General features: G+C 36.7%; 22 protein-coding genes. 13 read left to right on the forward strand and 9 right to left on the reverse strand.

What is annotated here, in order from left to right; translation table 11 throughout:
* Positions 1-96: 96 nt before the first annotated feature.
* Both JML65_RS01125 and gyrB read right to left on the reverse strand, forming a co-directional pair.
* The gene (locus JML65_RS01125; protein WP_047485477.1) at positions 97-519 is read right to left on the reverse strand and encodes a DUF5684 domain-containing protein; all 423 of its coding nucleotides are present in this window, start codon (positions 517-519) and stop codon (positions 97-99) included.
* A gap of 95 nt (positions 520-614) precedes the next feature.
* Positions 615-2549 (reverse strand): DNA topoisomerase (ATP-hydrolyzing) subunit B, encoded by a 1935-nt coding sequence (gene gyrB, locus JML65_RS01130; RefSeq protein ID WP_047485479.1) that lies wholly within the window; start codon positions 2547-2549, stop codon positions 615-617.
* Positions 2550-2782: 233 nt separating this feature from the next.
* On the opposite strand from gyrB, the gene JML65_RS01135 reads away from it, so the two are divergent.
* Both JML65_RS01135 and JML65_RS01140 read left to right on the forward strand, forming a co-directional pair.
* Positions 2783-4126, forward strand: coding sequence for a cytochrome ubiquinol oxidase subunit I (locus JML65_RS01135; RefSeq protein WP_047485739.1), 1344 nt, complete (start codon positions 2783-2785; stop codon positions 4124-4126).
* Positions 4123-5127, forward strand: a complete 1005-nt coding sequence (locus JML65_RS01140) for a cytochrome d ubiquinol oxidase subunit II (protein ID WP_202269658.1) — start codon at positions 4123-4125, stop codon at positions 5125-5127. The genes JML65_RS01135 and JML65_RS01140 overlap by 4 nt, the downstream gene beginning before the upstream one ends.
* A gap of 159 nt (positions 5128-5286) precedes the next feature.
* Here the strand turns inward: JML65_RS01140 and JML65_RS01145 are convergent, their stop codons facing one another.
* The 7 genes from JML65_RS01145 to JML65_RS01175 all read right to left on the reverse strand — a co-directional run bounded on the left by JML65_RS01145 (position 5287) and on the right by JML65_RS01175 (position 16620).
* Positions 5287-6723 carry a glutamate synthase subunit beta gene (locus tag JML65_RS01145; RefSeq protein ID WP_202269659.1) on the reverse strand — a complete coding sequence of 479 codons (1437 nt, stop codon included), beginning with the start codon at positions 6721-6723 and terminating at the stop codon, positions 5287-5289.
* The gene (gene gltB / locus JML65_RS01150; protein WP_202269660.1) at positions 6723-11252 is read right to left on the reverse strand and encodes a glutamate synthase large subunit; all 4530 of its coding nucleotides are present in this window, start codon (positions 11250-11252) and stop codon (positions 6723-6725) included. The genes JML65_RS01145 and gltB overlap by 1 nt, the downstream gene beginning before the upstream one ends.
* Positions 11253-11555: 303 nt before the next feature.
* Complete coding sequence (locus JML65_RS01155; RefSeq protein ID WP_202269661.1) at positions 11556-12944, reverse strand: T9SS type A sorting domain-containing protein; 1389 nt, start codon at positions 12942-12944, stop codon at positions 11556-11558.
* 169 nt (positions 12945-13113) lie between these two features.
* A complete protein-coding gene (gene lysS, locus JML65_RS01160; protein WP_047485488.1) occupies positions 13114-14811 on the reverse strand; it encodes a lysine--tRNA ligase in 1698 nt (565 codons plus the stop codon).
* 283 nt (positions 14812-15094) lie between these two features.
* The gene (gene rlmF / locus JML65_RS01165; RefSeq protein ID WP_202269662.1) at positions 15095-16024 is read right to left on the reverse strand and encodes a 23S rRNA (adenine(1618)-N(6))-methyltransferase RlmF; all 930 of its coding nucleotides are present in this window, start codon (positions 16022-16024) and stop codon (positions 15095-15097) included.
* A 3-nt stretch (positions 16025-16027) separates the two neighbouring features.
* Positions 16028-16402: a c-type cytochrome gene (locus tag JML65_RS01170; protein ID WP_047485492.1), complete on the reverse strand. Its 375-nt coding sequence runs from the start codon at positions 16400-16402 to the stop codon at positions 16028-16030.
* Positions 16402-16620 carry a hypothetical protein gene (locus tag JML65_RS01175; protein WP_202269663.1) on the reverse strand — a complete coding sequence of 73 codons (219 nt, stop codon included), beginning with the start codon at positions 16618-16620 and terminating at the stop codon, positions 16402-16404. Before JML65_RS01175 ends, JML65_RS01170 begins: the two co-directional genes overlap by 1 nt.
* A gap of 191 nt (positions 16621-16811) precedes the next feature.
* Here JML65_RS01175 and JML65_RS01180 point away from each other — a divergent pair, with 191 nt between their 5' ends.
* The 11 genes from JML65_RS01180 to lipB all read left to right on the forward strand — a co-directional run bounded on the left by JML65_RS01180 (position 16812) and on the right by lipB (position 26235).
* On the forward strand, positions 16812-17267 hold the full coding sequence (locus JML65_RS01180; RefSeq protein ID WP_202269664.1) for a cupin domain-containing protein: 456 nt from the start codon (positions 16812-16814) through the stop codon (positions 17265-17267).
* A gap of 78 nt (positions 17268-17345) precedes the next feature.
* The gene (locus tag JML65_RS01185; protein ID WP_202269665.1) at positions 17346-17990 is read left to right on the forward strand and encodes a hypothetical protein; all 645 of its coding nucleotides are present in this window, start codon (positions 17346-17348) and stop codon (positions 17988-17990) included.
* A gap of 255 nt (positions 17991-18245) precedes the next feature.
* Positions 18246-19670 carry an anthranilate synthase component I family protein gene (locus tag JML65_RS01190; protein ID WP_202269666.1) on the forward strand — a complete coding sequence of 475 codons (1425 nt, stop codon included), beginning with the start codon at positions 18246-18248 and terminating at the stop codon, positions 19668-19670.
* Between the two features lie 71 nt (positions 19671-19741).
* Complete coding sequence (locus tag JML65_RS01195) at positions 19742-20344, forward strand: anthranilate synthase component II (RefSeq protein WP_084086042.1); 603 nt, start codon at positions 19742-19744, stop codon at positions 20342-20344.
* A gap of 38 nt (positions 20345-20382) precedes the next feature.
* Positions 20383-21369 (forward strand): anthranilate phosphoribosyltransferase, encoded by a 987-nt coding sequence (gene trpD, locus JML65_RS01200; protein WP_202269790.1) that lies wholly within the window; start codon positions 20383-20385, stop codon positions 21367-21369.
* A 54-nt stretch (positions 21370-21423) separates the two neighbouring features.
* Complete coding sequence (trpC, locus tag JML65_RS01205) at positions 21424-22203, forward strand: indole-3-glycerol phosphate synthase TrpC (RefSeq protein ID WP_202269667.1); 780 nt, start codon at positions 21424-21426, stop codon at positions 22201-22203.
* A gap of 50 nt (positions 22204-22253) precedes the next feature.
* A complete protein-coding gene (locus JML65_RS01210) occupies positions 22254-22937 on the forward strand; it encodes a phosphoribosylanthranilate isomerase (RefSeq protein ID WP_202269668.1) in 684 nt (227 codons plus the stop codon).
* 27 nt (positions 22938-22964) lie between these two features.
* Positions 22965-23510, forward strand: a complete 546-nt coding sequence (locus JML65_RS01215; RefSeq protein ID WP_084086045.1) for a GNAT family N-acetyltransferase — start codon at positions 22965-22967, stop codon at positions 23508-23510.
* 4 nt (positions 23511-23514) lie between these two features.
* Complete coding sequence (trpB, locus tag JML65_RS01220) at positions 23515-24693, forward strand: tryptophan synthase subunit beta (RefSeq protein WP_115917223.1); 1179 nt, start codon at positions 23515-23517, stop codon at positions 24691-24693.
* 46 nt (positions 24694-24739) lie between these two features.
* Positions 24740-25474, forward strand: a complete 735-nt coding sequence (gene trpA, locus JML65_RS01225; protein WP_084086047.1) for a tryptophan synthase subunit alpha — start codon at positions 24740-24742, stop codon at positions 25472-25474.
* Positions 25475-25506: 32 nt separating this feature from the next.
* Positions 25507-26235: a lipoyl(octanoyl) transferase LipB gene (gene lipB / locus JML65_RS01230; protein ID WP_084086048.1), complete on the forward strand. Its 729-nt coding sequence runs from the start codon at positions 25507-25509 to the stop codon at positions 26233-26235.
* Positions 26236-26329: the final 94 nt, after the last annotated feature.

A 26329-nucleotide genomic window follows, 5' to 3' on the forward strand; every position in this document is an offset into this window, starting at 1 on the left:
TTCATGTTTTATTTTGCAAAAAAAATGCGAAGCTAATATATAATCATAAAAAAAGACTCCATTTCTGAAGTCTCTATTTTTATTTTCTCTTTATTGTTAGTCGTTAGGAATTCTTTTGCTATCATAAGAATCACTTCCAAGACCCAGCACCGGGATAAAAATAAATCCCAAGAAAAACAACAAAAGGGTGTATAAAGGGGTCTCTTTTGCAAAACCCTTCGCTAATCTTTCGTTGACTACCCAACTTGCAAAAAGATTCACAAAAGGAATACAAAATAAAATGATCCACCAAATAGGTTTCTTTACAATATCCAGTAAAACAATGATATTGTAAATAGGAATAAATGCAGCCCATGCATCTTCTCTTCCTGCTTTCTGAAAGATTTTGTACATGCAGTATCCATAGAATATATAGACCAGTAAGCTCATGAACAATGTTCCGATTCCTAATCCTGCTGCCGCTGCTCCGGACACCGCATCTACCCCTTCATAAGGGTCTGTTTGTAAAAGAGTTAACATATTATTATTTTTTATTGGTTTCTTCAAATATAGAAAAAGCTTCTAAATAATTAGAAGCTTTTCTTGTATATTTTACATGTATTCTTTAAATACGCTTATGCATCAATTTTTGCATACTTAGCATTTTTCTCAATAAACTCTCTTCTTGGTGGAACTTCATCTCCCATCAACATTGAGAAAACACTGTCTGCTTCTACAGCATTATCAATAGTTACCTGCTTCAGAATTCTGTGCTCAGGGTTCAGAGTAGTCTCCCAAAGCTGTTCAGGATTCATCTCTCCAAGACCTTTGTAACGTTGTACTTCTACTCCTTTTCCGTCCGGAGACATCTCCAATGTAAACTCTTCACGTTCTTTTTCGTTATAAGCATACATTTTTTTGTTTCCTCTTTTTAATAGATATAAAGGTGGCTGAGCAATATAAATATATCCGTTTTCAATAAGTTCTTTCATATATCTGAAGAAGAACGTAAGAATCAGGGTAGAAATGTGAGATCCATCAATATCAGCATCGGTCATGATTACGACCTTATGGTATCTTAGCTTAGCCATATTCAATGCCTTGCTGTCTTCTTCTGTTCCTACAGAAACTCCAAGAGCTGTATAGATATTTCTGATTTCTTCATTATCATATACTTTATGAAGCATAGACTTCTCAACGTTCAGAATTTTACCTCTTAACGGAAGAATAGCCTGGAAGTGTCTGTCTCGCCCTTGTTTAGCTGTACCTCCTGCGGAATCTCCCTCTACAAGGAAGATCTCAGATTCAGCCGGATCTTTTGATGAACAGTCAGATAGTTTTCCCGGAAGACCAGAACCTCCCATTGGAGATTTTCTCTGAACCATTTCACGGGCTTTCTTAGCCGCCTGTCTTGCTTTTGCAGCCAGAACAACTTTTTGAACAATTATCTTCGCTTCATTAGGATTCTCTTCCAAGAAATTAGTAAGCATCTCCCCTACAATCTTATCAACAGCTCCAGAAACTTCAGAATTTCCTAATTTTGTTTTGGTCTGTCCTTCAAACTGAGGTTCCATTACTTTTACAGAAATTACAGCTGTCAATCCTTCACGGAAGTCATCACCAGTAATTTCTACTTTCTCCTTTGCCGGAAGTCCCAATTCATCTGCATATTTCTTAAGAGTTCTTGTTAAAGCTCTTCTGAAACCAGCAAGGTGGGTACCTCCTTCATGAGTATTAATATTATTAACGTAAGAGTGTAAGTTTTCGTTGAAAGATGTATTGTAACGCATTGCTACTTCAACCGGAATATCATCTCTTTCACCTTCCATGAAAATAACGTGCTCCATAATAGATTCACGGCTTCCGTCAATATAGGCAACAAATTCCTTCAGACCTCCTTCAGAATGAAAAATTTCAGTTTTAAAAGAACCATCTTCCATTACCTCTCTTTCGTCGGTAAGTGTAATGGTAATCCCTTTATTAAGGTAAGAAAGTTCTCTTAAACGGCTTGCTAATGTATCGTAGTTATAAACTAATTCCGTGAAAATAGTATCATCCGGCTGGAAAAACTGTTTTGTTCCTCTTTTGTCACTGTTACCAATTTCTTCTACTCCTGTTTGAGCTTTTCCTTTAGAATAAACTTGCTGATAAACATTTCCGTCTCTGTAAACGGTAGTTATCATTTCGTTGGAAAGTGCATTCACACACGATACCCCTACTCCATGAAGTCCTCCTGAAACCTTATAAGAATCTTTATCAAACTTACCTCCGGCTCCGATTTTTGTCATTACAACTTCAAGAGCGGATTTCTGTTCTTTTTCGTGAAAATCAACCGGAATACCTCTACCATTATCACTTACTTCAATTCCGTTTCCTTCTTTAATGGCCACAAAGATCGTATCGCAGTATCCTGCCAACGCTTCATCAATAGAGTTATCTACTACTTCATAAACCAAATGGTGAAGACCTCTTGTCCCTACATCACCAATGTACATTGAAGGACGCATACGAACGTGCTCCATTCCTTCTAATGCCTGAATACTACTAGCTGTATATTGTTTCTGACTCATATTAAATATTAAAAATCTTGCTATATGCAAAGACTTACAAATATCGTGATTTTTTTCGAATTATGAAAGTTAAAATGTGTCAAAAAATGTAGACTTTTCTTAGGGAAAACTTAAATAAGAGTGGATTTATAAAAGATTCAAAATTACATGGTATTCCTGAATTATCGGCTGTTTTAAATCATACTAAACATCCATAATTTATACGTAAATTTATGTATTCAAAAGTTGATATTATGGATGATTTTATTGCTGCACGTGCCCAGATGGCTCTATCTCTGGGCTTCCATATCATTTTTTCCTGTGTGGGTATGGTAATGCCTTTTTTAATGGCCTTTGCCCACTGGAAATATTTAAAAACAAATAATGAAGTATATAAAGGTCTTACCAAAGCCTGGAGTAAAGGGGTAGCCATATTATTTGCTACAGGTGCTGTTTCCGGGACTATGCTTTCCTTTGAACTGGGACTTCTGTGGCCGGGATTCATGAAGCATGCAGGCCCTATTTTCGGAATGCCGTTTTCCTTAGAGGGAACCGCATTTTTTATTGAAGCTATTGCTATCGGTTTCTTTTTATATGGATGGGAAAGATTTAATAAATGGTTTCATTGGTTTTGTGGCTTCCTTGTAGGAATAAGCGGGCTGGCTTCCGGAATTCTGGTAGTCGCAGCCAATGCCTGGATGAACTCTCCTACCGGCTTCGATTACATTAACGGGCAGTATCTGAATATTGATCCCATCAAAGCGATGTTTAACGATGCCTGGTTTCCCCAGGCTCTCCATATGACGGTTGCTGCTTTTTGTGCAACAGGATTTGCCGTAGCCGGTGTACATGCTTTATTGATTATTAAGAAAAGGAATGTGGAATTTCATACCAAAGCTTTTAAAATCGCTGTTGGGTTTGCCCTTATAGGTGCTTTTGGAGCCCCTTTAAGCGGTGATATTGCTGCAAAATCTGTAGCGGAAAGACAGCCTATTAAATTGGCAGCTATGGAAGCTCATTTTGAAACAGAAAAGGGAGCTGCCTTTGTGATCGGTGGAATTCCGGATGAAGAAAAGGAGGAAATAAAATATGCGGTAAAAATTCCAAAAGTGCTAAGCTTTCTGGTGAGCAATGATTTCAATGCTGAAGTAAAAGGTCTTAAAGATTTTCCAAAAGATGAATGGCCCCCAATAGCTGTTACCCATTATGCATTCCAGATTATGATCTTCTTTGGAGTGATTATGATCTGTATTGGAGTAATCTACTTATATGCTTTATTCTTCAAAAAAGAATGGCTGAAAAAAACATGGTTGTTAAAAACATTTTTAATTGCCACCCCTTTCGGATATATTGCCCTGGAAGCAGGATGGACAGTCACTGAAGTAGGTCGTCAGCCCTGGATTATTTATGGAGTCATGAGGACCATAGATGCTGTAACACCAATGCCCGGAATACAATATTCTTTCTACTTTTTCACTGCTATTTTCGTATCATTATCACTGATTCTTATTTTCCTTTTAAAAAGACAGATACAAATGGTACCTAAAATTTATGACCCTACAGACCCAAAGTTTAACGAAAAAAACAAAAAATCATGATTTACATTGTTATAGGCTTTCTATGGCTTTCCATCTGTCTTTATATTATTCTGGGGGGCGCGGATTTCGGAGCGGGTATTGTAGAGCTTTTCACCAATAAAAAAGCCCGTCATAAAACCCACGAAATCATGTATGAATCTATTGCTCCCGTTTGGGAGGCAAACCATATGTGGCTTATCATTGCCATTGTGATTCTTTTTGTAGGGTTTCCTGAAATCTATACGACCATGTCTACGTATCTACACATTCCTTTAGTACTGATGCTTTTAGGGATTATTGCAAGGGGAACAGCTTTTACATTCAGGCATTATGATGCCGTGAAAGATAACTGGCAGGTTTTATACACTCAGATATTTTACTATGCCAGCCTTTTAACACCTTTTTTCCTGGGGTTAATAGCTGCGGCTACGGTTTCGCAATCTATCGATCCTAACGCTACCACTTTCCAGGATCTTTATATTTTCAGCTGGCTGAACTGGTTTGGGGTTTCTGTAGGATTATTTACAGTAGCGCTGTGCGCCTATCTTGCTTCCATCTTTTCATTGAGGGAGACTAGAGATAAAGCAGATCTGCTTCTGATGATCAGAAAATCCAAACAGACCATGATCTTTGTAGTTATTACCGGAATTCTTGTGTTTTTCACAGCTTATATTTCGGATATTCCGCTTGTAATATGGGTATTCTCAAAACCTTTGGGGATCATGTCTATAGCTTTCGCTACTATTGCTCTCCTGCTTATCCTTCGCGCTATGAACCGTCAGAAATTACTTCCTGTACGTGCTTTAGCAGGCTTTCAAATGGTAATGATCCTTGTAGCAGCAACCTATCAGCATAATCCTGATATTATTTTATTGGCAAACGGACAGCATCTTTCCCTTTTCGCCACTGCAGCTCCAGCCAAAACAATTGCAGCATTAGGATGGGCGCTGGTACTTGGTTCCTTATTTATCCTGCCATTCTTATTTTACCTGATGTTTTCATTCAGTCGTTTAAGAAAATAAGTTCCGGATAAGAATAAGATGTTCGAAGCCTGAAGTTTATATTGTAAGTAATTTTGATCATAAAACATGAATAAAATTGAGCTTCAGGTTTCCATCCCATAATAACACTCTTATTCAGCTACCTTCTCTGAAAAGGGCTTACTCAGAATTCAGGTTAATTCAGGATTTATTTTTAAAAAATTCATTAATTTTCTCTGCGCATTGCCTGCCTTCCGCAATAGCCCATACTACAAGGCTTTGTCCTTTTCTGGCATCACCACAGGTAAAAATTTTATCTTGATTGGTTTTGTATTCTTTATTATTTCCGATTAAGTTCCCTTTGGGATCCAGGTGAATGTCTAATGCTTCAACCAGTCCTTTATGCTCAACATGAGTATATCCTAAGGCAATAAAAATAATATCACATTCGAGTACAAATTCTGAGGCTGGTTTTTCTGTATATAAGTTCCATTTTCCTTCATCAGAATCTTTTGTCCATTCTGCTTCCACCAGGCGAATTCCCTTTAGGGTTCCGTTTTCATCTTTCACAAACTCTTTTGAATTCACGGACCACATACGGTCACATCCCTCTTCATGGGAGGAAGTAATCTGTAGTAGAGCCGGATAACTGGGCCACGGCATCGTTTCATCCCTTTCTGTTGGCTGCATAGGTTTATAATAAATCTGATACACCACTTCTGCTCCCTGACGGTTAGAAGTTCCTATACAGTCAGACCCTGTATCTCCACCTCCTATGACCACTACTTTTTTTCCTTTCGTATTAATTTCTTCTTCCTCAAAAGGAATCCCGCTTACTTTTTTATTACTCTGTTTAAGAAAATCCATAGCGAAATAAATACCTTTTGCATCCCGGTTGGGAATCACCAGGTCTTTGGGAACAGTACTTCCCGTTGCCAATACAATTGCATCAAAATTACGGTTCAGTTCTTCTACAGCATAATTAACACCAACATTAATTCCCGTACAAAACTCAATCCCTTCTTCTTTCATCCATTGAACTCTGCGTTCTACAATATTTTTATCCAACTTAAAATCTGGTATTCCAAATCTTAATAATCCTCCTATTTCAGGATCTCTTTCAAAAACCGTAGTCGTATATCCCATCTGGTTCAATTGATAAGCTGCCGCCAATCCGGCAGGTCCGGAACCTACGACAGCAACTTTTTTATCTGTCTTCAGCTTGGGAAGTCTTGGCTTGGCAAAACCTTGCTCAAAAGCCATTTCTACAATATTCTTTTCTATTTCTTCAATGGTAACGGCCTTGTCATTAATTCCCAACACACATGCACTTTCGCAGGGAGCAGGACAAATTCTTCCGGTAAACTCAGGAAAATTATTTGTAGATATTAAAATCTGATACGCTTTTTGCCATTGCTTTTTATACACAGCTTCATTAAACTCAGGAATGAGATTTCCCAGAGGGCAACCATTCTGGCAAAATGGAACCCCGCAATCCATACATCTTGCCGATTGACAATTCAACTGCTGATCAGAAGGCTTCTGGATAAATTCTTTATAATCCTTAAGTCTCTTTTCAACATCCAGTTTAGAGGGAAGTTCCCTCTCATATAATAAAAATCCATCTGTCTTCCCCATTACGTAATATCATTTATCTGGTTTTCAATCACTTTCTTATATTCTCTCGGATACACTTTCGTAAAATGCTTACAGCTGTTATCCCAATCACTTATGATATATTCTGCTAATGTACTTCCTGTATTTTCAGAATGTTCTTTGATCAGATTAAAGATCAATTCTTTATCCTCCTCTGTAATAGATTCCAGATCCGCCATATCAGGATTAAAATGATATTCCAAGGTTTTATTTACATCCCAGACATAAGCAATACCCCCACTCATTCCTGCGCCAAAATTTCTTCCGACCCCTCCCAGGACAATAACTTTTCCTCCGGTCATATACTCACATCCATGATCACCAATTCCTTCTACAACTGCAGTAGCTCCAGAGTTCCGAACAGCAAAACGTTCTCCTGCCATGCCATTGATAAACACCTTTCCTGAGGTGGCTCCATATAAAGCAACATTTCCAACAATGCTATTTTCGTTGGCATGAATAATAGCCTCTTTATGAGGGAAAATCATCAGCTGAGCACCAGAAAGCCCTTTCCCTAAATAGTCATTAGCATCTCCTTCTAAACGCATGGTAATTCCTTTATTACAAAATGCTCCAAAACTTTGTCCTGCGGTTCCTTTAAAATTAAATAATAATGAATTTTCATTCATTCCCTCAGACTTATAAATTTTGGTTAATTCATGGGAAAGAATAGTCCCTACAGTACGATCCGTATTCTTTATATCAAATTCGGCCTCCATTGATGTATTATTTTGAAGAGCGTATTGAGCAGCTTCAACCATTTTCCAGGAAATAGAATTCCCCAATCCCGCATCCTGGTCTTCAGATTTAATTACCGGCAAATCAGTTTTTATTTTATAAAGAACCCGGCTTAGGTCTATCCCCTGATGTTTCCAGAAAGTAGTATTTGTTTTTCTTTCAAGACATTGAGACTGGCCTACCATTTCATCAATGGTCCTGAAACCTAAATTAGCCATAATCTCACGAACTTCCATCGCAAGAAATCTAAAATAATTCACCAGATGTTCAGCTTTTCCCTTGAATTTTTTTCTTAATTCTTCTTTTTGAGTGGCAATCCCGACAGGGCAAGTATTCAAATGACATTTTCTCATCAGTATACAGCCTTCAACAATGAGCGCAGAAGTAGCAATTCCCCATTCTTCCGCCCCCAACAAAGTAGCTATAGCCAAATCACGTCCTGTTTTCATCTGTCCGTCAACCTGCAGAGTAACCCTCTGTCTCAATTTATTTTTAATCAGAGTCTGATGGGTTTCGGCCAATCCAAGCTCCCAAGGTAACCCGGTATGACGGATTGAGCCTAAAGGTGACGCTCCTGTACCTCCGTCATATCCTGAAATCAGAATATGATCTGCTTTTGCCTTGGCAACCCCCGAAGCTATAGTTCCTACTCCTGCTTTTGAAACTAACTTTACCGATAACCGGGCATGGCGATTGGCATTTTTTAAATCAAAAATAAGCTGGGCCAAATCTTCAATAGAATAAATATCATGATGTGGTGGTGGAGAAATCAGCCCAACGCCAGGTGTCGAGTGTCTCGTTTTACCAATCCACGAATCCACTTTATCACCCGACAATTGCCCGCCCTCTCCAGGTTTAGCACCCTGAGCCATCTTTATTTGAATTTCATCTGCTTCTGCAAGGTATCTGGCAGTAACCCCAAACCTTCCGGAAGCTACCTGTTTAATGGAAGAACGCAAGTTATCTCCATTCTTCTCAGGTGTATATCTGACTTCATCTTCTCCCCCTTCTCCCGTATTACTTTTTGCCCCTATCCTATTCATTGCAACTGCCAATGTGGTATGTGCCTCCCAAGAAATAGACCCAAAAGACATCGCTCCTGTTGCGAAACGCTTCATTATGCTTTCTATGGGTTCAACTTCTTCCAGCGGGATAGACTCTCTGTCATTTTTAAATTCCAGTAAACCTCTCAGTAGAGTTGCTTTACCCATTTGCTGATTGACAAGTCTTGAATATTTTTTAAAAACATCATAGTCATTGTTCCAGGCAGACTGTTGAAGTAAATGAATAGATTGTGGATTAAACTGATGATACTCATTATTACTTCTCCACTGGTAAATACCTCCTGTATCCAGTAAAGAGTTTTCCATATCCTCCTTAAATGCGTCCTGATGTTTTAGCAAAGCTTCTTTAGTGATTTCATCAAATCCAATGCCTTCAATTCTGGAAACAGCTCCTGTAAAGCATGTATTGACCACCAGTTTATTCAACCCTATAATTTCAAAAATTTGTGCCCCATGGTAGGATTGTAAAGTGGAAACTCCCATTTTAGAAAATATCTTTAAAAGTCCATCTCCTACCGCTTTTTTATAATTATCTCTTAGCTTTACTAAGTCTTCCTCTTCAAATGCCCCTTCATCAAACATTTGTCTGATACTTGCCAATGCCAGATAAGGATTAATTGCCGTTGCTCCAAACCCTAATAGTGTTGCAAAGTGATGAACTTCCCAAACATCTCCAACCTCCATTACCAAACCGATCTTTCTCCGGATTCCTTTTCTGATCAAATGATGATGTACTGCTGAGCATGCCAGTAGTGAAGGAATAGATGCATGCTGAGAATCCAGTGACCGATCTGAAAGTATAATTACTTCAAATCCATCATCTACTGCATCTACCGCATACCTGCAAATCCTGTCGATCGCTTTTTTCAATTCACCTTCCTTTCCTCTCGCATTGAAATAAGTATAAATAGTTTTGGCTTGAAATCTGCCGGTATCAACGCTTCTTAATTTTTCAAGCTGATTATTGTTAATAACAGGATTTTCCAGTTTGATAGAATGTGCAAAGTTTTTATCTTCTTCTAAAAGATTTCCATTTCCTCCGATAATGGTAGTCAAAGACATGACCAGTTTTTCCCTTATCGGGTCTATCGGTGGATTGGTTACCTGGGCAAATAACTGTTTGAAATATGAACTCAAATGCTGTGGTTTCTCACTTAGCACAGCTAACGGAACATCAAATCCCATTGACCCAATCGGTTCTTTACCATGAGAAGCCATTTCTTTAATCACTCCGTCCAAATCTTCTCTGGAATATCCAAATGCCTTCTGGTACTTAAAAATATCTTCTGTCTGAAGTTTATTGAACCGAATTTTAGGGTTGGGTAATTCGGTGATATTAATCCTCATACTATCCAACCATTCCCGGTAGGGTTTTGAGGTACATATTTCTTTTTTCAATTCATCATCACTGATGATTGTTCCTTTTTTCATGTCTACAAGAAACATTTTGCCAGGCTGAAGGTGACCTCTTTTAATTATTTTTTGGGGATCTACAGACAATGCTCCTGATTCGGATGCCATAATCACCAAATCATCCGATGTAATGCAATATCGTGAAGGACGAAGTCCGTTTCTATCCAGAGTAGCTCCTATCATATCACCATCTGTAAAGGAAATGGAAGCGGGTCCATCCCAGGGCTCCATCAAGCAGGCATGAAACTCATAGAAATCTTTTTTGTAGTGCTCCATCTGCTCATGTCCATCCCATGCTTCAGGAATCAGCATCATCATCGTATGAGGAAGCGACCGCCCCGAATGATACAACAGCTCCACCATATTATCGAGATATGAAGAGTCTGATTGTCCCGGTTTTGTTAAAGGGAGAAGCATATCCATTTCCTGAGGGGTAAAAAAAGGGCTTTGGAACATTTTTTCAGAAGATCTCAACCAATTAAGATTTCCGCCTAAAGTATTTATTTCGCCATTATGCGCTAAAAATCTAAATGGCTGTGCCAAGCTCCATGTGGGAGAAGTATTGGTAGCAAAACGGGAATGTACCATTCCAAATGCAGAACGAATTTTGGGATTGGTAAGGTCTTTAAAATAATTCCGAACCTGAATACTTCTCAGTTGGCCTTTATAAATAAGTTTTTTACAGGAGAAAGAAGCCACATAAAATCCAATAGGATCATTATTGGTAATACTGATCATCTGATGAGAAATATAATTTTTAAAAATAAATAACTTTCTCTCAAAATCTTTTTCAGTATCCAGATCAAAAGGACGCTCAATAAAAAGCATCTCCATCACGGGTTCTACACTTTTCGCCAAATCACCAAGATCAATATTACTCACCGGAACAGGGCGATATCCTAATATTTTAAGATGCAGCTTTTCTGCAGATTGTGCGATGACCTCTTTACATTCTTCCCTAATAAAATTATTCTGAGAAAAAAATAACATTCCAACACCGTAATATCCAGATTCTGGTAAATCTATCCCAACGTTTAATGCCTCATCATATAAAAGCTCATGAGGGATCTGGATTTGTATCCCTGCACCATCCCCGGTATTACTTTCATATCCGGTAGCACCGCGATGTTCCATGTTCTCCAGCATGGTAATGGCATCACTTACAATCTTATAACTTTTTACTCCTTTAATATTCGCTACAAAACCAACTCCGCAGGAATCAAATTCAAATTCAGGCTCATAAAGACCCTGGTTTTTTGTAAAATTATCTGGATTTTTTTTTCGTGTTGTATTCATCTACATATTCATTTTCATATCAAATGTAATGAAAAGAATAATCCTAAAGAATATAAATTACATTTATTTCAATAAAATATATTCAAAGAATAATTTTATATAATAAAATAAAACAATAAATAAACATAATATCATAATCACAACAAATACATAGATATTAAACAATAACAACACGAAATATTAATCTATAAATTCCAACCAATTAATAATAAAATTAAGTAATCCTTAGTGAAAAAAAAGAAACCGGTACAGACTTATTCTGCACCGGTTTTTATTATTTATTTTCAAGATATAGAGGATATTCTATTTCTTTATAATCTTTTTGCTATACATATTCTTATTGGTTTTTATCTCTGCTATATAATCTCCTGCAGGTAAAAATTTCACATTAGTCTTTAATTCTGCTCCTGTAAAAACCAATCTGCCATCTATAGAATAAATATTTACTTTCTGTAGCTTTTCATTAGTGTTTAATTGAATATTTAAGATGTCTTCTATAGGATTCGGATGTAATGATAATTTATTATTATTTATTTCTTTAACATTTAGATTTGATAAATCAGGAGTGCGTAGATATTTCGTAATTCCGCAAGACCCATATGAAAAACCAAAACCTGCAAAATAATCAAAACACAAATAGGAATTATCATTTAACATATTTACATCTGTAATAGCTGCTTTTGTCCTTCTGTAATGAAATGCATTTCCATTATTAAAACTATTATCTAATGTTCCATCAGAATTGAATCGAATGATTACTGCTGTGACACGGTCATCAAAATATTGGTTTTCTCCACTTCCTCCAAACAACAAAATTTTTCCGTTAGAATCTATTTTTAATACCCTTATAAATTGTGGTCCAATCAAACCAGTAGGATACCAATTATCACCTGCAGGTAATTGAAAGGAAGCAATACCATTAGTACCAAAAGAAGTATCCAAAATTCCATTCTCATTATATTTTTTAAGCTCTACAGGATAATTCCTACAAACTAATATATCTCCCGTATATTTGTTAACTCCTGCTTTGAATGGGTAAGAAGAGAATTCAGAAACTTGAAGAACTCCCTGAATTCCAAAATTCAAATCCTGAACTCCTGCAAAATTATATTTTTTAAATTGATTGTTTGAAATCTGTATAATAATTGCTGAGTTTGTGATAGAGAAAGATATAACACCTGCTATTGAAATAAAACTACTATCTAATTGCCCACTAGATGTAATTTTAGATAGTGAATTTCCGCATTTTACAAACAATCCGAAATCACTACTCATCTCCATAGAGCTAATATTGCCACTACCACTTATATTTAAATAACCGCTATTACCAAAAGTTGTGTCAAGATTACCATTTACATCATATTTTGCAATTCTGTTACCGCTTGCCAGAAATATATTCTGATCATTAACGACTATTGCACCTTCATCGGTAACATTAGTTTTTAACGGCATAACGGTTGTAGAAAAACCATTGACACCAAAACTTAAATCATTCTCTCCATTTGGTAATATTTTCCTCAAATAATTTCCTTTATAAATATAGGAATAGCCTAACGGAGAAGATGCAAACTCAGTACTGGTATCTCTATAAATCCTTGACGAAAATATATAATTAATATCTTCTCCAACATACCATTGTTGAGCATTAATGTTAAAAAATAAAAATAAAAAAAATGTAAAAAAAAATTTCATGATTAGGTTTTTAAATTACTTACAAAAATAATATTTTTAGATAAAACTAATTGATAAGGTCTTGATTATTTTTGAAATAAAAAAGTAAAATCAAGTCTTTATTTTTAACTAAAAAAGAGACCATCCCACTTTGGAAACAGTCTCTAATATTATCTTCAATTCAATGATACTATACCAGTTTCATCAAAAGAACTTCATCAATCTTATCAACTTTCACAAGGTTGTTCTTGGTCAAAGTCTTAGAAGCTTTATCCCACTTCTTCCCTGATAATTGACTTCTTTCTTTTACTTCTGCCAAAGCAATTGCATCTTCCTGAGAATTCAGAATTTCAAGAATTACTTTTTCATCTTCTCCTAATTCAATTTGAGGAACGGTTTTCTCCGGTCTCATCTGAGGGAAGAATAGAACTTCCTGGATAGAAGCATTATTCGTTAAGAACATTATCAATCTGTCCATCCCGATTCCTAATCCTGAAGTTGGCGGCATACCATACTCAAGAGCTCTTAAGAAATCCTGGTCAATAAACATCGCTTCATCATCACCTCTTTCAGACAAGGCCATTTGAGATTCAAAACGCTCTCTCTGATCAATAGGATCATTAAGCTCTGAATAAGCGTTTGCGATTTCTTTTCCACATACCATTAATTCAAAACGCTCCGTTAAACCTTCTTTACTTCTGTGTTTTTTAGTCAATGGAGACATTTCAATAGGATAATCTGTAATGAATGTTGGCTGAATGAAGTTTCCTTCACATTTTTCACCAAAAATCTCGTCGATTAATTTTCCTTTACCCATTGTTTCATTCACCTCAATACCAATAGACTTTGCGAAATCATATAATTCCTGCTCAGTTTTTCCGGTGATATCAAAACCTGTAAATTTCAGAATGGCTTCTGTCATTGAAACTCTTGGATAAGGAGCTTTGAAATCTACATTATGCTCTCCAAAAGTTGCTGTTGTAGTTCCGTTTACCTGGATAGCACAGAATTCCAATAATTTCTCCGTGAAATCCATCATCCAGTTGTAATCTTTATAGGCCACATAGATCTCCATTGCGGTAAACTCCGGATTGTGCGTTCTGTCCATCCCTTCATTTCTAAAGTTTTTGGAGAACTCATATACTCCGTCAAAACCACCTACGATCAATCTTTTCAGATACAACTCATTGGCAATTCTTAAATATAATGGAATATCTAAAGCATTATGATGCGTGATAAACGGTTTTGCTGCTGCTCCTCCAGGAATAGACTGTAAAATAGGAGTTTCCACTTCAAAGTATCCGGCATCATTAAAGAAAGTTCTCATCGCATTGAACAATTTTGTTCTCTTCACGAAAATTTCTTTCACCTGTGGATTTACTGTTAAATCTACATAACGCTGTCTGTATCTTAATTCAGGATCTGTAAATCCGTCGTGCACCACTCCGTTATCATCAGTTTTAGCTTGAGGAAGAGGACGCAAAGCCTTAGTGAGAAGGGTAAAGTTTTTCACTAAAACGGTCATCTCTCCTACCTGAGTCGTAAACAAAGTACCCTCAATACCGATAATGTCACCGATATCCAAAAGGTGTTTGTAAACTTCGTTATATAGTTCTTTATCTTCTCCCGGACAGATCTCGTCTCTGTTAAAATATACCTGGATCTTACCCTTAGAGTCCTGCAACTCAGCAAAAGAAGCCTTCCCCTGAATTCTGCGGGACATTAATCTACCAGCGATCTTCACCTGTTTATTCTCAGAAAAATCCTGTTTTATAGATTCTGTCGTATCTGTAATAGTATACTCCTCCGCTGGGAACGCATTAATCCCCATTTCAGTAAGCTTGTTCAGCTTTTCTCTTCTAATGATTTCTTGTTCTGATAATTGCATTTCTTATTTTTCTAAAAGCGTACAAATTTAGTCATTTTTGAGGTGACCATCAATCGCTTTTTAAGAAATTTTTCAAATTGTAAGGATGAATGGTAAATTTTGCAACTAAGATACGAGGACATAAGAGTAAAGACAGGAGACTTTGAGATATGAGACTTGAGACGGTAACTGGATTACCAATCTCTTTACAATGGTATAAAAATCCAATTCTGAACATTGCTTCTTCTCGGTAAATTTGCTTTGTCGTGAATGGATCAGTTACACCGCAAATTGACCTTTGAGGTTACAACCAGTTGTCTTTACGATTCTGTTTGGGAATAAATGTCCAGGTCAGTATTCTGCTTATTTTTTGTCCCTGAGCCATATCAATGATCTTGAACTCCACTACTTTTATCTTTTTTAAAACCGAACTAAGTTTATAAAGATTATCTTTTTTAGAAACAAGGCATGTAAACCAAAGAACCTGTGAGGAATACAACAAACTCTCGTTAATCATTTTTGTAATAAAGGCAAGTTCGCCCCCTTCACACCATAATTCTGTCTGCTGGCCTCCAAAATTAAGCAATGGCTTCTGGTTCCTGGAACCGTTAAGGTTTTTTGTTTTTCTTATATTTCCCTTCATGGCAGATTCCTGAGAATCATGGAAGGGAGGATTACACATTGAAAATGCAAAACGTTCTCCGGTATTAATGATATTTTTAAATATATGTTCGGAGTTTTTTTGATGTTTTAACTGAATAGCCGGTGAAAGATCAGGGTTTTGATCTAAAATAAGCTGAGCACTAGCTAAGGAATCTTCACTGATATCCGTTCCTGTCATGGTCCATCCATAAGATCTATGGCTGATCAAAGGATAAACAAGATTTGCTCCTACTCCTATATCTAAACCTTTTACAGAAGCACCAGTAGGAACTTCATAGTGTTGTTCCGCCAACAGATCTGCAATATAATGTACATAATCTGCCCGTCCCGGAATAGGCGGACATAGGTTAGTGTCAGGAATATCCCAGTTTTTAACCTTATAAAAGTGCGACAGTAATGCTTTATTGAGCAGCTTAACTGCCTGAGGAATACTAAAATTAATGGTTACCGTCTGATAAGCATTAACAAAAACATACTGCTTCAGTTCCGGCACACAAGAAATGAGCTGATCAAAATCATAAGGATTACGATGCAGATTTCTTGTGTGCAAACTGGATTTTTCAGTAGACATATTTTATTTCTTCTGACTTAAAATATACTCCACCATCTTTTTGGCATCTTCTTTAGATACCTGTGGATGGGCAGCCATAGGGACACCTCCCCAAACACCACTTCCGCCTTCTATAATCTTGGAAGCAAGCATTTCCATATCCTTTTCAGAATATTTACCCGCTATTTCCTGATATGAAGGTCCTATCATTCTCTCGCTAACAGAGTGGCATCCTGAACAGTCCAATGTTTCGATGATCTGATCACCTGAAAGATTAGATTTTGCAGGTTCTGAAACAACAGCGGTCTCAGAAGATGCAGCCACATCTGCTGTATTTTCTTTTTTAGAACAGGAAAAGGCTAAAAAACCTAAGGCTCCTGCCAAAAATATTTTTTTCATTATTTCTTTGCTGTAGAGTCTGTTTTAGCAGCTTCAGGAGTAGGTGTAGCAGGAGTTGCAGCAGCCGGAGCAGCAGTCTTAGCCGTAGAATCTACTACAGTTGTTACTTCAGGTTCCGGAAGCATAGTGTTGCTGTCCTGTAATGAGTGATCTGTCTTTTTTGAACAGTTTACTACTAATAACCCTCCGATAAATGCGATAGCTAATACTTTTTTCATTTTTTTCTAATTTGGAAGCAAAAATATAAAAAATAAAGTTTTAAACTTATGACAAATGTTTTCTTTGAACATATTTTTTAAAAACTAAGTATTTGAAATCAGCAGCCAGAAAATAATTCATTTTCCAGGGATATTTAAATTTCGTTAGTATTTTTGCTACACCAACCATTGAAACCCAATACAATATTATTATGATTAGAAAAAATGTATTAACTACAACCTTATTTGTAGTGCTTACTTCCCTCGCCTCATCTTGTGACAATTCATCACACGATGATCAGAAATCAGAATATTCCGATGAAATAGAATCTGTATCTCTTTTAAAAACCACAAAATCATGGGATGGGACACCATATCCCAATTATCCGAATGGCCAACCGGAAATATCCGTTCTCAGAATTTCAGTTCCTCCCCATAAAGCTTTGAACTGGCATAAACATCCTGTTATCAATGCGGCGTATATAGAAAAAGGAGAAATTCAGATTGAGAGAAAAGAAGACGGCAAAACCCAGTGGATCAGGCAGGGACAGGTTGTTCCCGAAATGGTCAATATCGCCCATAGAGGTAAAACCGGAGAAAAAGGGGCCACCTTAATCGTTTTCTATAGTGGAACCACGGACCTTCCTTTATCAGAACCGGTGAACTAAATGATTTTTTGAACAGAATTTTTGAAATTTAATATTCATTCTAAATTAATATTAAAAAGATAATAGTAAATTTAAGCTATGATTCTACTATCAAAAATTCTGTTTTTTACCAGTCATCACGGTTTTTATACTGTGATCATTATCATTTTATTCTTTGGGTTGCTTTCATATTTGACAAGAAAAGCATGGTTTCTTGCTCCTATTCTTCCTTTGGCCATTCTAAACGGATTTGGCGGACAGTTTCTGAATGCCTGGTTCTTACATAAATACGGTGTGGAAAGTACAGCTATTATCACTTCTGACAAGGAAACCAATTCTACGCTGAACGACATGTATATCCATGATTACGAAGCTATTGTAAAGAAACAGGATGGAAAATATGTCTCCACTTTTTTTTCTACAACTTCGGCTTCCATCTACCCTATTGAAAATGCCATCAGAATTCCAAGAATGGAAGAACCATTTCCGGTAAAATATATCCCCGGATATGAAAAAAATATAGTTATTCTTTATAATCAATCCATTGAAGGACAGATGGCTGTTAAATATTCAAAGCTTGCTCCGGTCAATTCTGCAAAGATCAAATATGAAGCAGACAGAACCAACAAAGACTTTATCCGGGAGTACATTTCAGCATTGGAAAACTATCTAAACGATTATGATGATGACACTTACGAAACAAAGCTAAAAGAACTTAAACAAGAGCTTGAACAAGTGGAATAATAAAATGTAATACTTATTTTTTTATTTTTTTTCAATTTTTTATTTTTTGTATTAAAAAAATTTCTACATTTGTCCCATGTTAAATATGAGCAACAATATTTGGTGGTGGCTTTCAAACTCTTCGTCGGGTCTGGAGGTATTGTCATGTTGCTAATCATACAGCAGAATTAATTTAAAATACAATATATAGGCTTTGACGGATTCCGTTAAAGCCTTTTTTTTATTACTTAATCTCACATAAAAATAAAACTACAGATGTTTACTGATACTATCAAAATAAAAACCGTTTCGAAAAAAACATTAGGAGATCTTCATACTCCAATGAATATTTATCTTAAAATCAGAGACAAATTCAGGGACACCATCCTTCTGGAAAGTTCTGATTCCAAAAGTATTGACAATAACTTTTCCTTTATTGCCATCAATGCGATTGCAGGAATTGAAGTAAAAAACCTCAACGAATTTGAAGTTAAACTTCCTAATTCCGCTCCTGTAAAACAATTAATCATGGAGCGTGACATTACGGAGATCTTTGAAAGTTTTCGTACCGTTTTCCAATGTGAAAAAACAGATGACCCTATCGAACAGACTGCTCAAAGCCTTTTTGGATATACAAGTTTTGAGGCCGTACAGTTTTTTGAAAATGTAAATCTGAAGAAGCAAAGCCCTGAAGTAGAGCTTCCGATCCTCAGATACCGACTGTATCAATATGTGATTGCCATCAACCATTTTAATGATGAGATGTATATTATTGAAAATCAAATTGACGGTATAAAATCTGAACTTCGCTTTTTGGAAAATATTATTAAAAACCAGAATACCCCGGTTTATCCTTTTGAAAAAAATGGCCAGGAAACTTCCAATATTACCAACGAGGATTATATCGAATTGGTAAAAACAGCTCAAAAGCACTGCATGAGAGGGGATGTATTTCAATTGGTTTTAAGCAGAAGGTTTGAACAGAAGTTTAAAGGCGATGAATTTAATGTATATCGTGCTCTAAGAAATATCAATCCTTCTCCTTATTTATTCTATTTTGATTACGGAAACTACAAACTATTCGGATCAAGCCCTGAAAGTCAACTGATTATCAAAAACAATAAGGCCATTATTCATCCGATTGCCGGAACATCCAAAAGAACAGGGAATTTTGAAACAGACCTGGAATCTATCGAAATATTAAAAGCTGACCCAAAAGAAAATGCCGAACATACCATGCTGGTAGACCTGGCAAGAAATGACCTTGGAAAGCTTGGAAAAAATGTAACCGTTACCAAACTGAAAGAAATTCAATTATTCTCCCATGTTATTCATATGGTAAGTGAAGTAACCGCTGATTTACCGGAGAACATCAATCCTCTTGAAATGGTTTCTGCAACTTTTCCACAGGGAACTTTAAGCGGAGCACCCAAACACAGAGCTTTACAGCTTATCAATCAGTATGAGAAAGATTCCCGTGGATATTATGGAGGATGTATTGGGATGATTGGTTTGAATGGGACCTGTAACCAGGCTATTATGATCAGAACATTTTTAAGCAAGAACAATACCCTGTATTACCAGGCCGGAGCCGGAATTGTAGCTAAATCTGTTCCTGAAAATGAATTACAGGAAGTCAATAATAAATTGAATGCGCTGAAAAAAGCGGTAGAAAAGGCGGGAAAGATAGTTGAAAGTTAAAACCAATACACTAAACAGTATATCTGACCCAACTACTCACTAACAATTGGCCAATCAAAAAAAATAAAAAAATGAATAGCAATATAAACAACCAACACTCAAAATCTAAAGTTTTAGTTTTCGACAATTACGACAGCTTCACTTATAACCTTGTTCAGATCATCGAAAAAATTCTGGATCAAAAGGTGGATGTGGTAAGAAATGATAAGATCACTTTAGAAGAAGTGGGAACATATGATAAAATAATCCTTTCTCCCGGTCCCGGGATTCCGGAAGAAGCAGGAATTCTATTGGATCTCATCAAAGAATATGCTCCTACGAAAAGCATTTTGGGAGTATGCCTTGGCCAGCAGGCTATTGCAGAAGCTTTCGGAGGAAGTCTTGTCAACCTGTCTGAGATTTTTCATGGAGTGGCAACGACTACTGAAATAGTAAAAGAAAATACCCTGATTTTCAGGAATATTACTTCAGGTCTGGAAGTAGGAAGATACCACAGCTGGGCTGTGAATCCGGAAAACTTCCCTGAAGAACTGGAAATTACCGCAGTAGATAAAGACGGAATGATCATGGCTTTACAGCATAAAACCTATGATGTACATGGTGTACAGTTTCACCCGGAAAGTATTTTAACTCCCGAAGGAGAAACCATCATCAAAAATTTCCTTTTACAATGAAAACAACAGAAATCTCTTCAACAATAAAAACGCCCCAAATGAAAGAAATACTACAATACCTTTTTAATCATAATACGTTATCAAAATCTGAGGCAAAAGCTACTATGATTGAAATTGCTCAGAATAAATTCAATGCTGCAGAAGTGACTGCCTTTGTCAGCGTTTTCCTGATGCGTAATATTACCTTAAAGGAGTTGGAGGGGTTTAGAGAAGCTCTTTTACAAATGGCCGTTCCTGTCCATATAGAAGCCCATGACGCTATCGATATTGTAGGAACAGGAGGTGACGGAAAAAACACAATCAATATATCAACATTGGCCAGCTTTGTAGTGGCCGGAGCCGGGCAGAAGGTAACAAAACATGGAAATTATGGTGCTTCAACCACTACAGGCTCATCCAATGTACTGGAAGAACTTGGATATGAGTTTAAAAATAATTCAGATCAGCTGAATGAAGACCTTGAAAAGGCCAATATCTGTTTTTTACATGCTCCTTACTTCCACCCGGCCCTTCAATCTGTTGGATTATTGAGAAAATCATTGGGATTGAGAACTTTCTTCAATCTTCTCGGCCCTTTGGTAAATCCTGCCAAACCTCAATATTCTGTCATTGGAGTATACAATCTGGAAATTGCAAGAATATATCAGTATCTCCTACAAAAAGAAGATCGTGATTTCATGCTCGTTCACGGATTAGATGGTTATGATGAGATCAGCCTGACTGATGACACTAAGATTATCACTAAAAATGGTGAAAGCATCTATTCTGCAGCAGATTTAGGTTTTAGTCCGGTAACACTGGAAGATATTAAGGCGGGTGAGACAACTCAGGAAACGGCAAAAATTTTCAGAAATATCCTGGAAGGTAAAGGTACAGAACAACAGAATTCCGTAGTGCTTGCCAATGCTTCCGTATCGCTTCATCATACCAATAAGTTTGGATCTTATGAAGACTGCCTTCTTTTGGCTAAAGAAAGTTTGGAAGGCGGAAAAGCACTGAAGAGTTTTGAACTTTTAATGAGCTAACAGTTATAAAGCAGTTTAAGAACCATTGTAATTTCTATTATTAAAAAAACAAAAATGACTATACTTGATAAAATTATTGAAAGGAAAAAAGAAGAGATTGGTGTTGCAAAATCAGAAATTTCCGTTAATCGCTTAAAAGAGGCCGAGTTTTTTGGAAGAAAGACGTATTCTCTGAAAGAATCTGTAAAAAATAAAAACGGAATTATTGCTGAATTTAAAAGGCAATCTCCCTCAAAAGGAATTATCAATAATAGTATTTCTCCTTTACATGTAGTTTCTGCCTATGAAAATTTCGGGGCGAGTGGAATTTCTATCCTTACAGATAAAGATTTTTTCGGAGGCGACCTCAGTGATATTCTGACCGTAAGAAATCAGATCAACATCCCTATTTTGAGGAAAGATTTTATGGTTGATGAATATCAGTTCTACGAAGCAAAAAGTATTGGAGCGGATGTTGTTTTGCTGATTGCATCCTGTCTTTCAACCAGTCAGGTCCAAGAGTTCACAGAATTGGCTCATGAGCTTGGCCTGGAGGTTTTGCTGGAAATTCACACTGAGGAAGAGTTGAAACATTTCCATTCAAATATTGATCTGGTGGGAATTAATAACCGAAATTTGAAAGATTTCAAAGTTGATTTGCAACATTCCGTACAATTAAAGAATTTACTTCCAAAAGACGTTTTATCTGTCGCTGAAAGCGGCATTTACAGCCTTGAAGATTTCACCTATTTAAAAGAAAAAGGATTTGACGCCTTCCTGATGGGTGAATATTTTATGAAGAATCCTGATCCTGCAAAAGCATTTGAAGAGTTCAGCATTGAAATCGGCCAATAAGGTTATTTGAGAATCTGAGAATAAATGAGTAACAACAAAATATATACTGAATGAACCTGCCCCCTCACCTCAAAGTATGTGGCTTAACAAAAACTGAACAGATCCAGGAGCTGATTGGTATGAAAGCAGATTTTCTCGGCTTTATATTTTATGAAAAATCCCCGAGATATGTGCTGAATCATCTGGGTCTTCAAGATATTGCAAACATTGAACATTCAGGAAAAACAGGTGTTTTTGTGAATGAAGAAATTGATCAAATTGTAGAAATAGCTGAGAAAGCCCATTTAAATTACATCCAGCTTCACGGCGATGAAAACCAGGACTTCACCATTGAATTGAGAAAAAAATTAAGTCCGGAAATTAAAATCATTAAAGTCATAAGAATTGGTCATGACGCTGCAGAAAACAGGAATAAAATACAGCAGATCATCAATTCTCCACTCTCCACTCTCAATTATTTGCTATTTGATACCGACAGCAAAGCCTTTGGAGGAACTGGAAAACAGTTCGACTGGACAGTATTGAATGCATTTGAAATCCCTCTTCCTTATTTTTTAAGTGGTGGTATTTCGGAAGAAAATATAGAAAATATTAAATTTCTGCATCAAAAACCTTTTGCCTTAGACATCAATTCAAAGTTTGAAATTGAACCAGGCAATAAAGATATCGACAGGATTAAACGATTCCAATCAATATTACACAAGAAAGAATCCCAACGGGACGAATTGCTATAGAATTGGGATGAAAACAATATTACAATTATGAAGTATCAGATAAAACAGGCAGAAGAATTGACGGAAACTGAAATAGAACATATTCTTCAGCTTTGGGATGTTCCTGTGTGGAGCAGTATGAAACCTTCCTATTTCCGAACTTTCTTTAAAGACTCAGAATTTCATCTTCTATTGGATACGGATGAATCTATACTGGCTGTTATCCGTAATAATTTTGATTTTACATTGGAAATATCCGGAGAACAAATTACCTTCACAGAGGCTGTAGGGCTTGTTTCAGCTCATAAGAAAAAAGGTTATGGAGCCAGGCTTGTTCAGTATTTTAAAGATAATGCCAATCAAAGAAATATGGAGACCATTGGATTCTGTCACGAGGAACTCCGTCCTTTTTACCAGAAATGCGATATTGAAATTCTATATGATAAAGCAAAATCAATCAAAGAGAATGAGAATTCGGAATGGGTCAATTCTGAAGACGATGACATTTTAATTTTTAATATTTCAAAAGAAAGAAAGGAACAGCTCAGCCAGCTGAGTGCAGAGAATACTGCTTATTTAATTACTAAAGAATAAAGATATGAATTATAAAAACCCCGATGAAAACGGATATTATGGAGAATTTGGAGGAGCTTTTATCCCTGAAATGCTCTATCCGAATGTAGATGAACTGCAAAAACACTATCTTGAAATTATTGAGTCTGAAGATTTCCAGAGTGAATATCAGGATTTGCTTACCCATTATGTAGGAAGGGCTACCCCACTTTATTTTGCAAAAAATTTAAGTAAAAAATACAATACTCAGATTTATTTAAAAAGAGAAGATCTGAACCATACCGGAGCTCATAAAATCAATAATGCTTTAGGACAGGTTTTACTTGCCAAACGTTTGGGAAAAACCAGGATTATTGCTGAAACCGGAGCGGGACAGCATGGCGTTGCTACAGCTACCGCCTGTGCACTTCTTGGTCTTGAGTGTATTGTTTATATGGGAGAAATAGATATTCAGAGACAGGCTCCCAATGTTGCCAGGATGAAGATGCTTGGAGCAGAGGTTATTGCAGCTACATCAGGCTCAAAGACACTGAAAGATGCCGTGAATGAAGCCTTAAGAGACTGGATCAACAATCCTGTAACGACACATTATGTAATCGGAAGTGTAGTGGGACCTCATCCTTTTCCGGATCTTGTGGCAAGGTTTCAGAGTATTATTTCAAAAGAAATTAAGGAGCAGCTTAAGGAGAAAATCGGAAGGGAGAATCCCGATTATGTAATTGCCTGCGTGGGAGGAGGCAGTAATGCTGCCGGAACTTTTTATCATTTTGTAGAAGAAAAAGACGTAAAAATCATTGCTGCTGAAGCCGGAGGTTTAGGAGTGGATTCCGGAAAATCTGCTGCCACCACCTTTTTAGGAACTTTGGGAGTTCTTCATGGAAGTAAAAGTCTGGTGATGCAAACTGCAGACGGGCAGGTCATAGAACCCCATTCTATCTCTGCCGGACTTGATTACCCGGGAATCGGACCTTTCCATGCTCATTTGTTTCAGGAAAAAAGGGCAGAATTTTTCAGCATCAATGATGATGAAGCTTTACAATCTGCTTTTGCCCTTACCAAGTTGGAAGGCATTATTCCTGCTTTGGAAAGCTCCCATGCTTTAGCTGTTTTAGACAAGAAAAGATTTAATGAAAATGACATTGTTGTTATTTGTCTGAGTGGCCGTGGAGACAAGGATATGGAAACGTATTTGAAAAATCTGTAAAATGTCTGGTGTAGAATGTACTTATTCTACTTTAATACAATAAGAAATGAAAAAATTAAATATATACTTCACAGCAGGAATTCCACAACTGGAAGATACTCCTGAAATTATAAAATTAATTCAGAATTCCGGAGCGGATATGATTGAAATCGGAATGCCTTATTCTGATCCGGTAGCAGATGGGCCCGTAATTCAGCAGGCCCATGAGCTTGCTTTGCAAAACGGAATGACCATTGAAAAGCTTTTTTCCCAGTTAAAAACCATAAAAGAAGACCTAAAGATTCCCATTATTTTGATGGGATACATTAATCCTGTCTTAAGTTTTGGATTTGAAAAATTCTGTAAAGAATGTTCAGAAAGTGGGGTCTCAGGACTTATTCTGCCAGATCTTCCTCCTATTGAATTTGAAAAAAACTATCAGCATATTTTAGAGAAATACCATCTCAATTTTACCTTTCTGGTTACTCCCGAAACGTCTGATGAGAGAATTCTCTATTTAGATTCTTTAAGTTCAGGATTCCTGTATGCTGTAAGTTCTTCCTCTACGACCGGAAATGAAAATGCTGTTGTAAAGAATGATAATTATCTGGCAAGATTAGCTTCCCTTCCTCTTACAAATCCTGTTATGATCGGCTTCGGAATCAAGTCAAAGGAAGATTTTGAAAATGTGACTGAAAAAGCAGATGGCGGGATCATTGGAACAGCCTTTGTGAATATATTATTACAGCATAAAGACTGGACGAAAAAAGCTATAGATTTTATCCATTCCATAAAAGACTAAAATTCACTAAATTTGTATGTCTAAAAATTGAAATGAATACAAATCAAAATAAAGCAGTAGAGTTTGAAGATTTAGGGGTCAAAGAATACCAACCCGCCTGGGATTATCAGGAAACACTGATGAAGAGTATTATTGATACCAAGATAAAAAACCGTGATCTTCCTGCAGAGCAGCATATTACTACGCCCAACCACCTTCTTTTTGTAGAACATCCCCATGTGTATACTTTAGGAAAAAGCGGCCATGAGGAAAACATGCTTGCCGGTATTGATAAACTGAAAGAAATAGAAGCGACTTACGTGAAAACAAACCGTGGAGGAGATATTACCTATCATGGATACGGGCAGGTCGTTGGTTATCCGGTTCTGGATCTTGAAAATTTCTTTACGGATATTCACTTATATATGAGAAACCTGGAAGAGGTTATTATCAGAACTATTGCAGAATATGGCCTTAAAGGAGAACGTTCTCAGGGTGAAACCGGAGTATGGCTGGATGTAGGAAAACCTTATGCAAGAAAAATGTGTGCTATGGGGGTGAAAGCTTCCCGATGGGTAACTCTGCATGGTTTTGCTTTGAATGTCAATACGGATATGCGGTATTTTGAATACATTATTCCATGTGGAATTAAAGATAAGCAGGTAACTTCTCTAAAAAGAGAACTTGAAAGAGAACTGACACCGGAAGAGGTGGAGGAACTGAAAGCAAAGATCAGAAAACATTTTGCTGATGTTTTTCAAGCTGAATTGATCTATAAATAATGATCAAAAAAATATAAACTCCCTATCCATTACAACGGGAGAAAACCTAATCCAGTTTCAAAATATTGAGACTGGATTTTTTCTGAAATAAACA

It is taken from the genome of Chryseobacterium sp. KMC2 (genome assembly GCF_016756935.1).
Lineage (GTDB): Bacteria > Bacteroidota > Bacteroidia > Flavobacteriales > Weeksellaceae > Chryseobacterium > Chryseobacterium rhizosphaerae.

What these genes read in the sequence shown, in the direction of transcription:
- trpD (WP_202269790.1), top strand. Translation starts at nt 20,383, where the DNA reads ATGAAAGAAATACTACAATACCTTTTTAATCATAATACGTTATCAAAA.
- JML65_RS01190 (WP_202269666.1), top strand. Translation starts at nt 18,246, where the DNA reads ATGTTTACTGATACTATCAAAATAAAAACCGTTTCGAAAAAAACATTA.
- JML65_RS01195 (WP_084086042.1), top strand. Translation starts at nt 19,742, where the DNA reads ATGAATAGCAATATAAACAACCAACACTCAAAATCTAAAGTTTTAGTT.
- JML65_RS01135 (WP_047485739.1), top strand. Translation starts at nt 2,783, where the DNA reads ATGGATGATTTTATTGCTGCACGTGCCCAGATGGCTCTATCTCTGGGC.
- gyrB (WP_047485479.1), bottom strand. Translation starts at nt 2,549, where the DNA reads ATGAGTCAGAAACAATATACAGCTAGTAGTATTCAGGCATTAGAAGGA.
- JML65_RS01125 (WP_047485477.1), bottom strand. Translation starts at nt 519, where the DNA reads ATGTTAACTCTTTTACAAACAGACCCTTATGAAGGGGTAGATGCGGTG.
- rlmF (WP_202269662.1), bottom strand. Translation starts at nt 16,024, where the DNA reads ATGTCTACTGAAAAATCCAGTTTGCACACAAGAAATCTGCATCGTAAT.
- trpC (WP_202269667.1), top strand. Translation starts at nt 21,424, where the DNA reads ATGACTATACTTGATAAAATTATTGAAAGGAAAAAAGAAGAGATTGGT.
- JML65_RS01175 (WP_202269663.1), bottom strand. Translation starts at nt 16,620, where the DNA reads ATGAAAAAAGTATTAGCTATCGCATTTATCGGAGGGTTATTAGTAGTA.
- trpB (WP_115917223.1), top strand. Translation starts at nt 23,515, where the DNA reads ATGAATTATAAAAACCCCGATGAAAACGGATATTATGGAGAATTTGGA.
- JML65_RS01155 (WP_202269661.1), bottom strand. Translation starts at nt 12,944, where the DNA reads ATGAAATTTTTTTTTACATTTTTTTTATTTTTATTTTTTAACATTAAT.
- lipB (WP_084086048.1), top strand. Translation starts at nt 25,507, where the DNA reads ATGAATACAAATCAAAATAAAGCAGTAGAGTTTGAAGATTTAGGGGTC.
- JML65_RS01170 (WP_047485492.1), bottom strand. Translation starts at nt 16,402, where the DNA reads ATGAAAAAAATATTTTTGGCAGGAGCCTTAGGTTTTTTAGCCTTTTCC.
- gltB (WP_202269660.1), bottom strand. Translation starts at nt 11,252, where the DNA reads ATGAATACAACACGAAAAAAAAATCCAGATAATTTTACAAAAAACCAG.
- JML65_RS01145 (WP_202269659.1), bottom strand. Translation starts at nt 6,723, where the DNA reads ATGGGGAAGACAGATGGATTTTTATTATATGAGAGGGAACTTCCCTCT.
- JML65_RS01180 (WP_202269664.1), top strand. Translation starts at nt 16,812, where the DNA reads ATGATTAGAAAAAATGTATTAACTACAACCTTATTTGTAGTGCTTACT.
- JML65_RS01185 (WP_202269665.1), top strand. Translation starts at nt 17,346, where the DNA reads ATGATTCTACTATCAAAAATTCTGTTTTTTACCAGTCATCACGGTTTT.
- JML65_RS01210 (WP_202269668.1), top strand. Translation starts at nt 22,254, where the DNA reads ATGAACCTGCCCCCTCACCTCAAAGTATGTGGCTTAACAAAAACTGAA.
- trpA (WP_084086047.1), top strand. Translation starts at nt 24,740, where the DNA reads ATGAAAAAATTAAATATATACTTCACAGCAGGAATTCCACAACTGGAA.
- JML65_RS01215 (WP_084086045.1), top strand. Translation starts at nt 22,965, where the DNA reads ATGAAGTATCAGATAAAACAGGCAGAAGAATTGACGGAAACTGAAATA.
- lysS (WP_047485488.1), bottom strand. Translation starts at nt 14,811, where the DNA reads ATGCAATTATCAGAACAAGAAATCATTAGAAGAGAAAAGCTGAACAAG.
- JML65_RS01140 (WP_202269658.1), top strand. Translation starts at nt 4,123, where the DNA reads ATGATTTACATTGTTATAGGCTTTCTATGGCTTTCCATCTGTCTTTAT.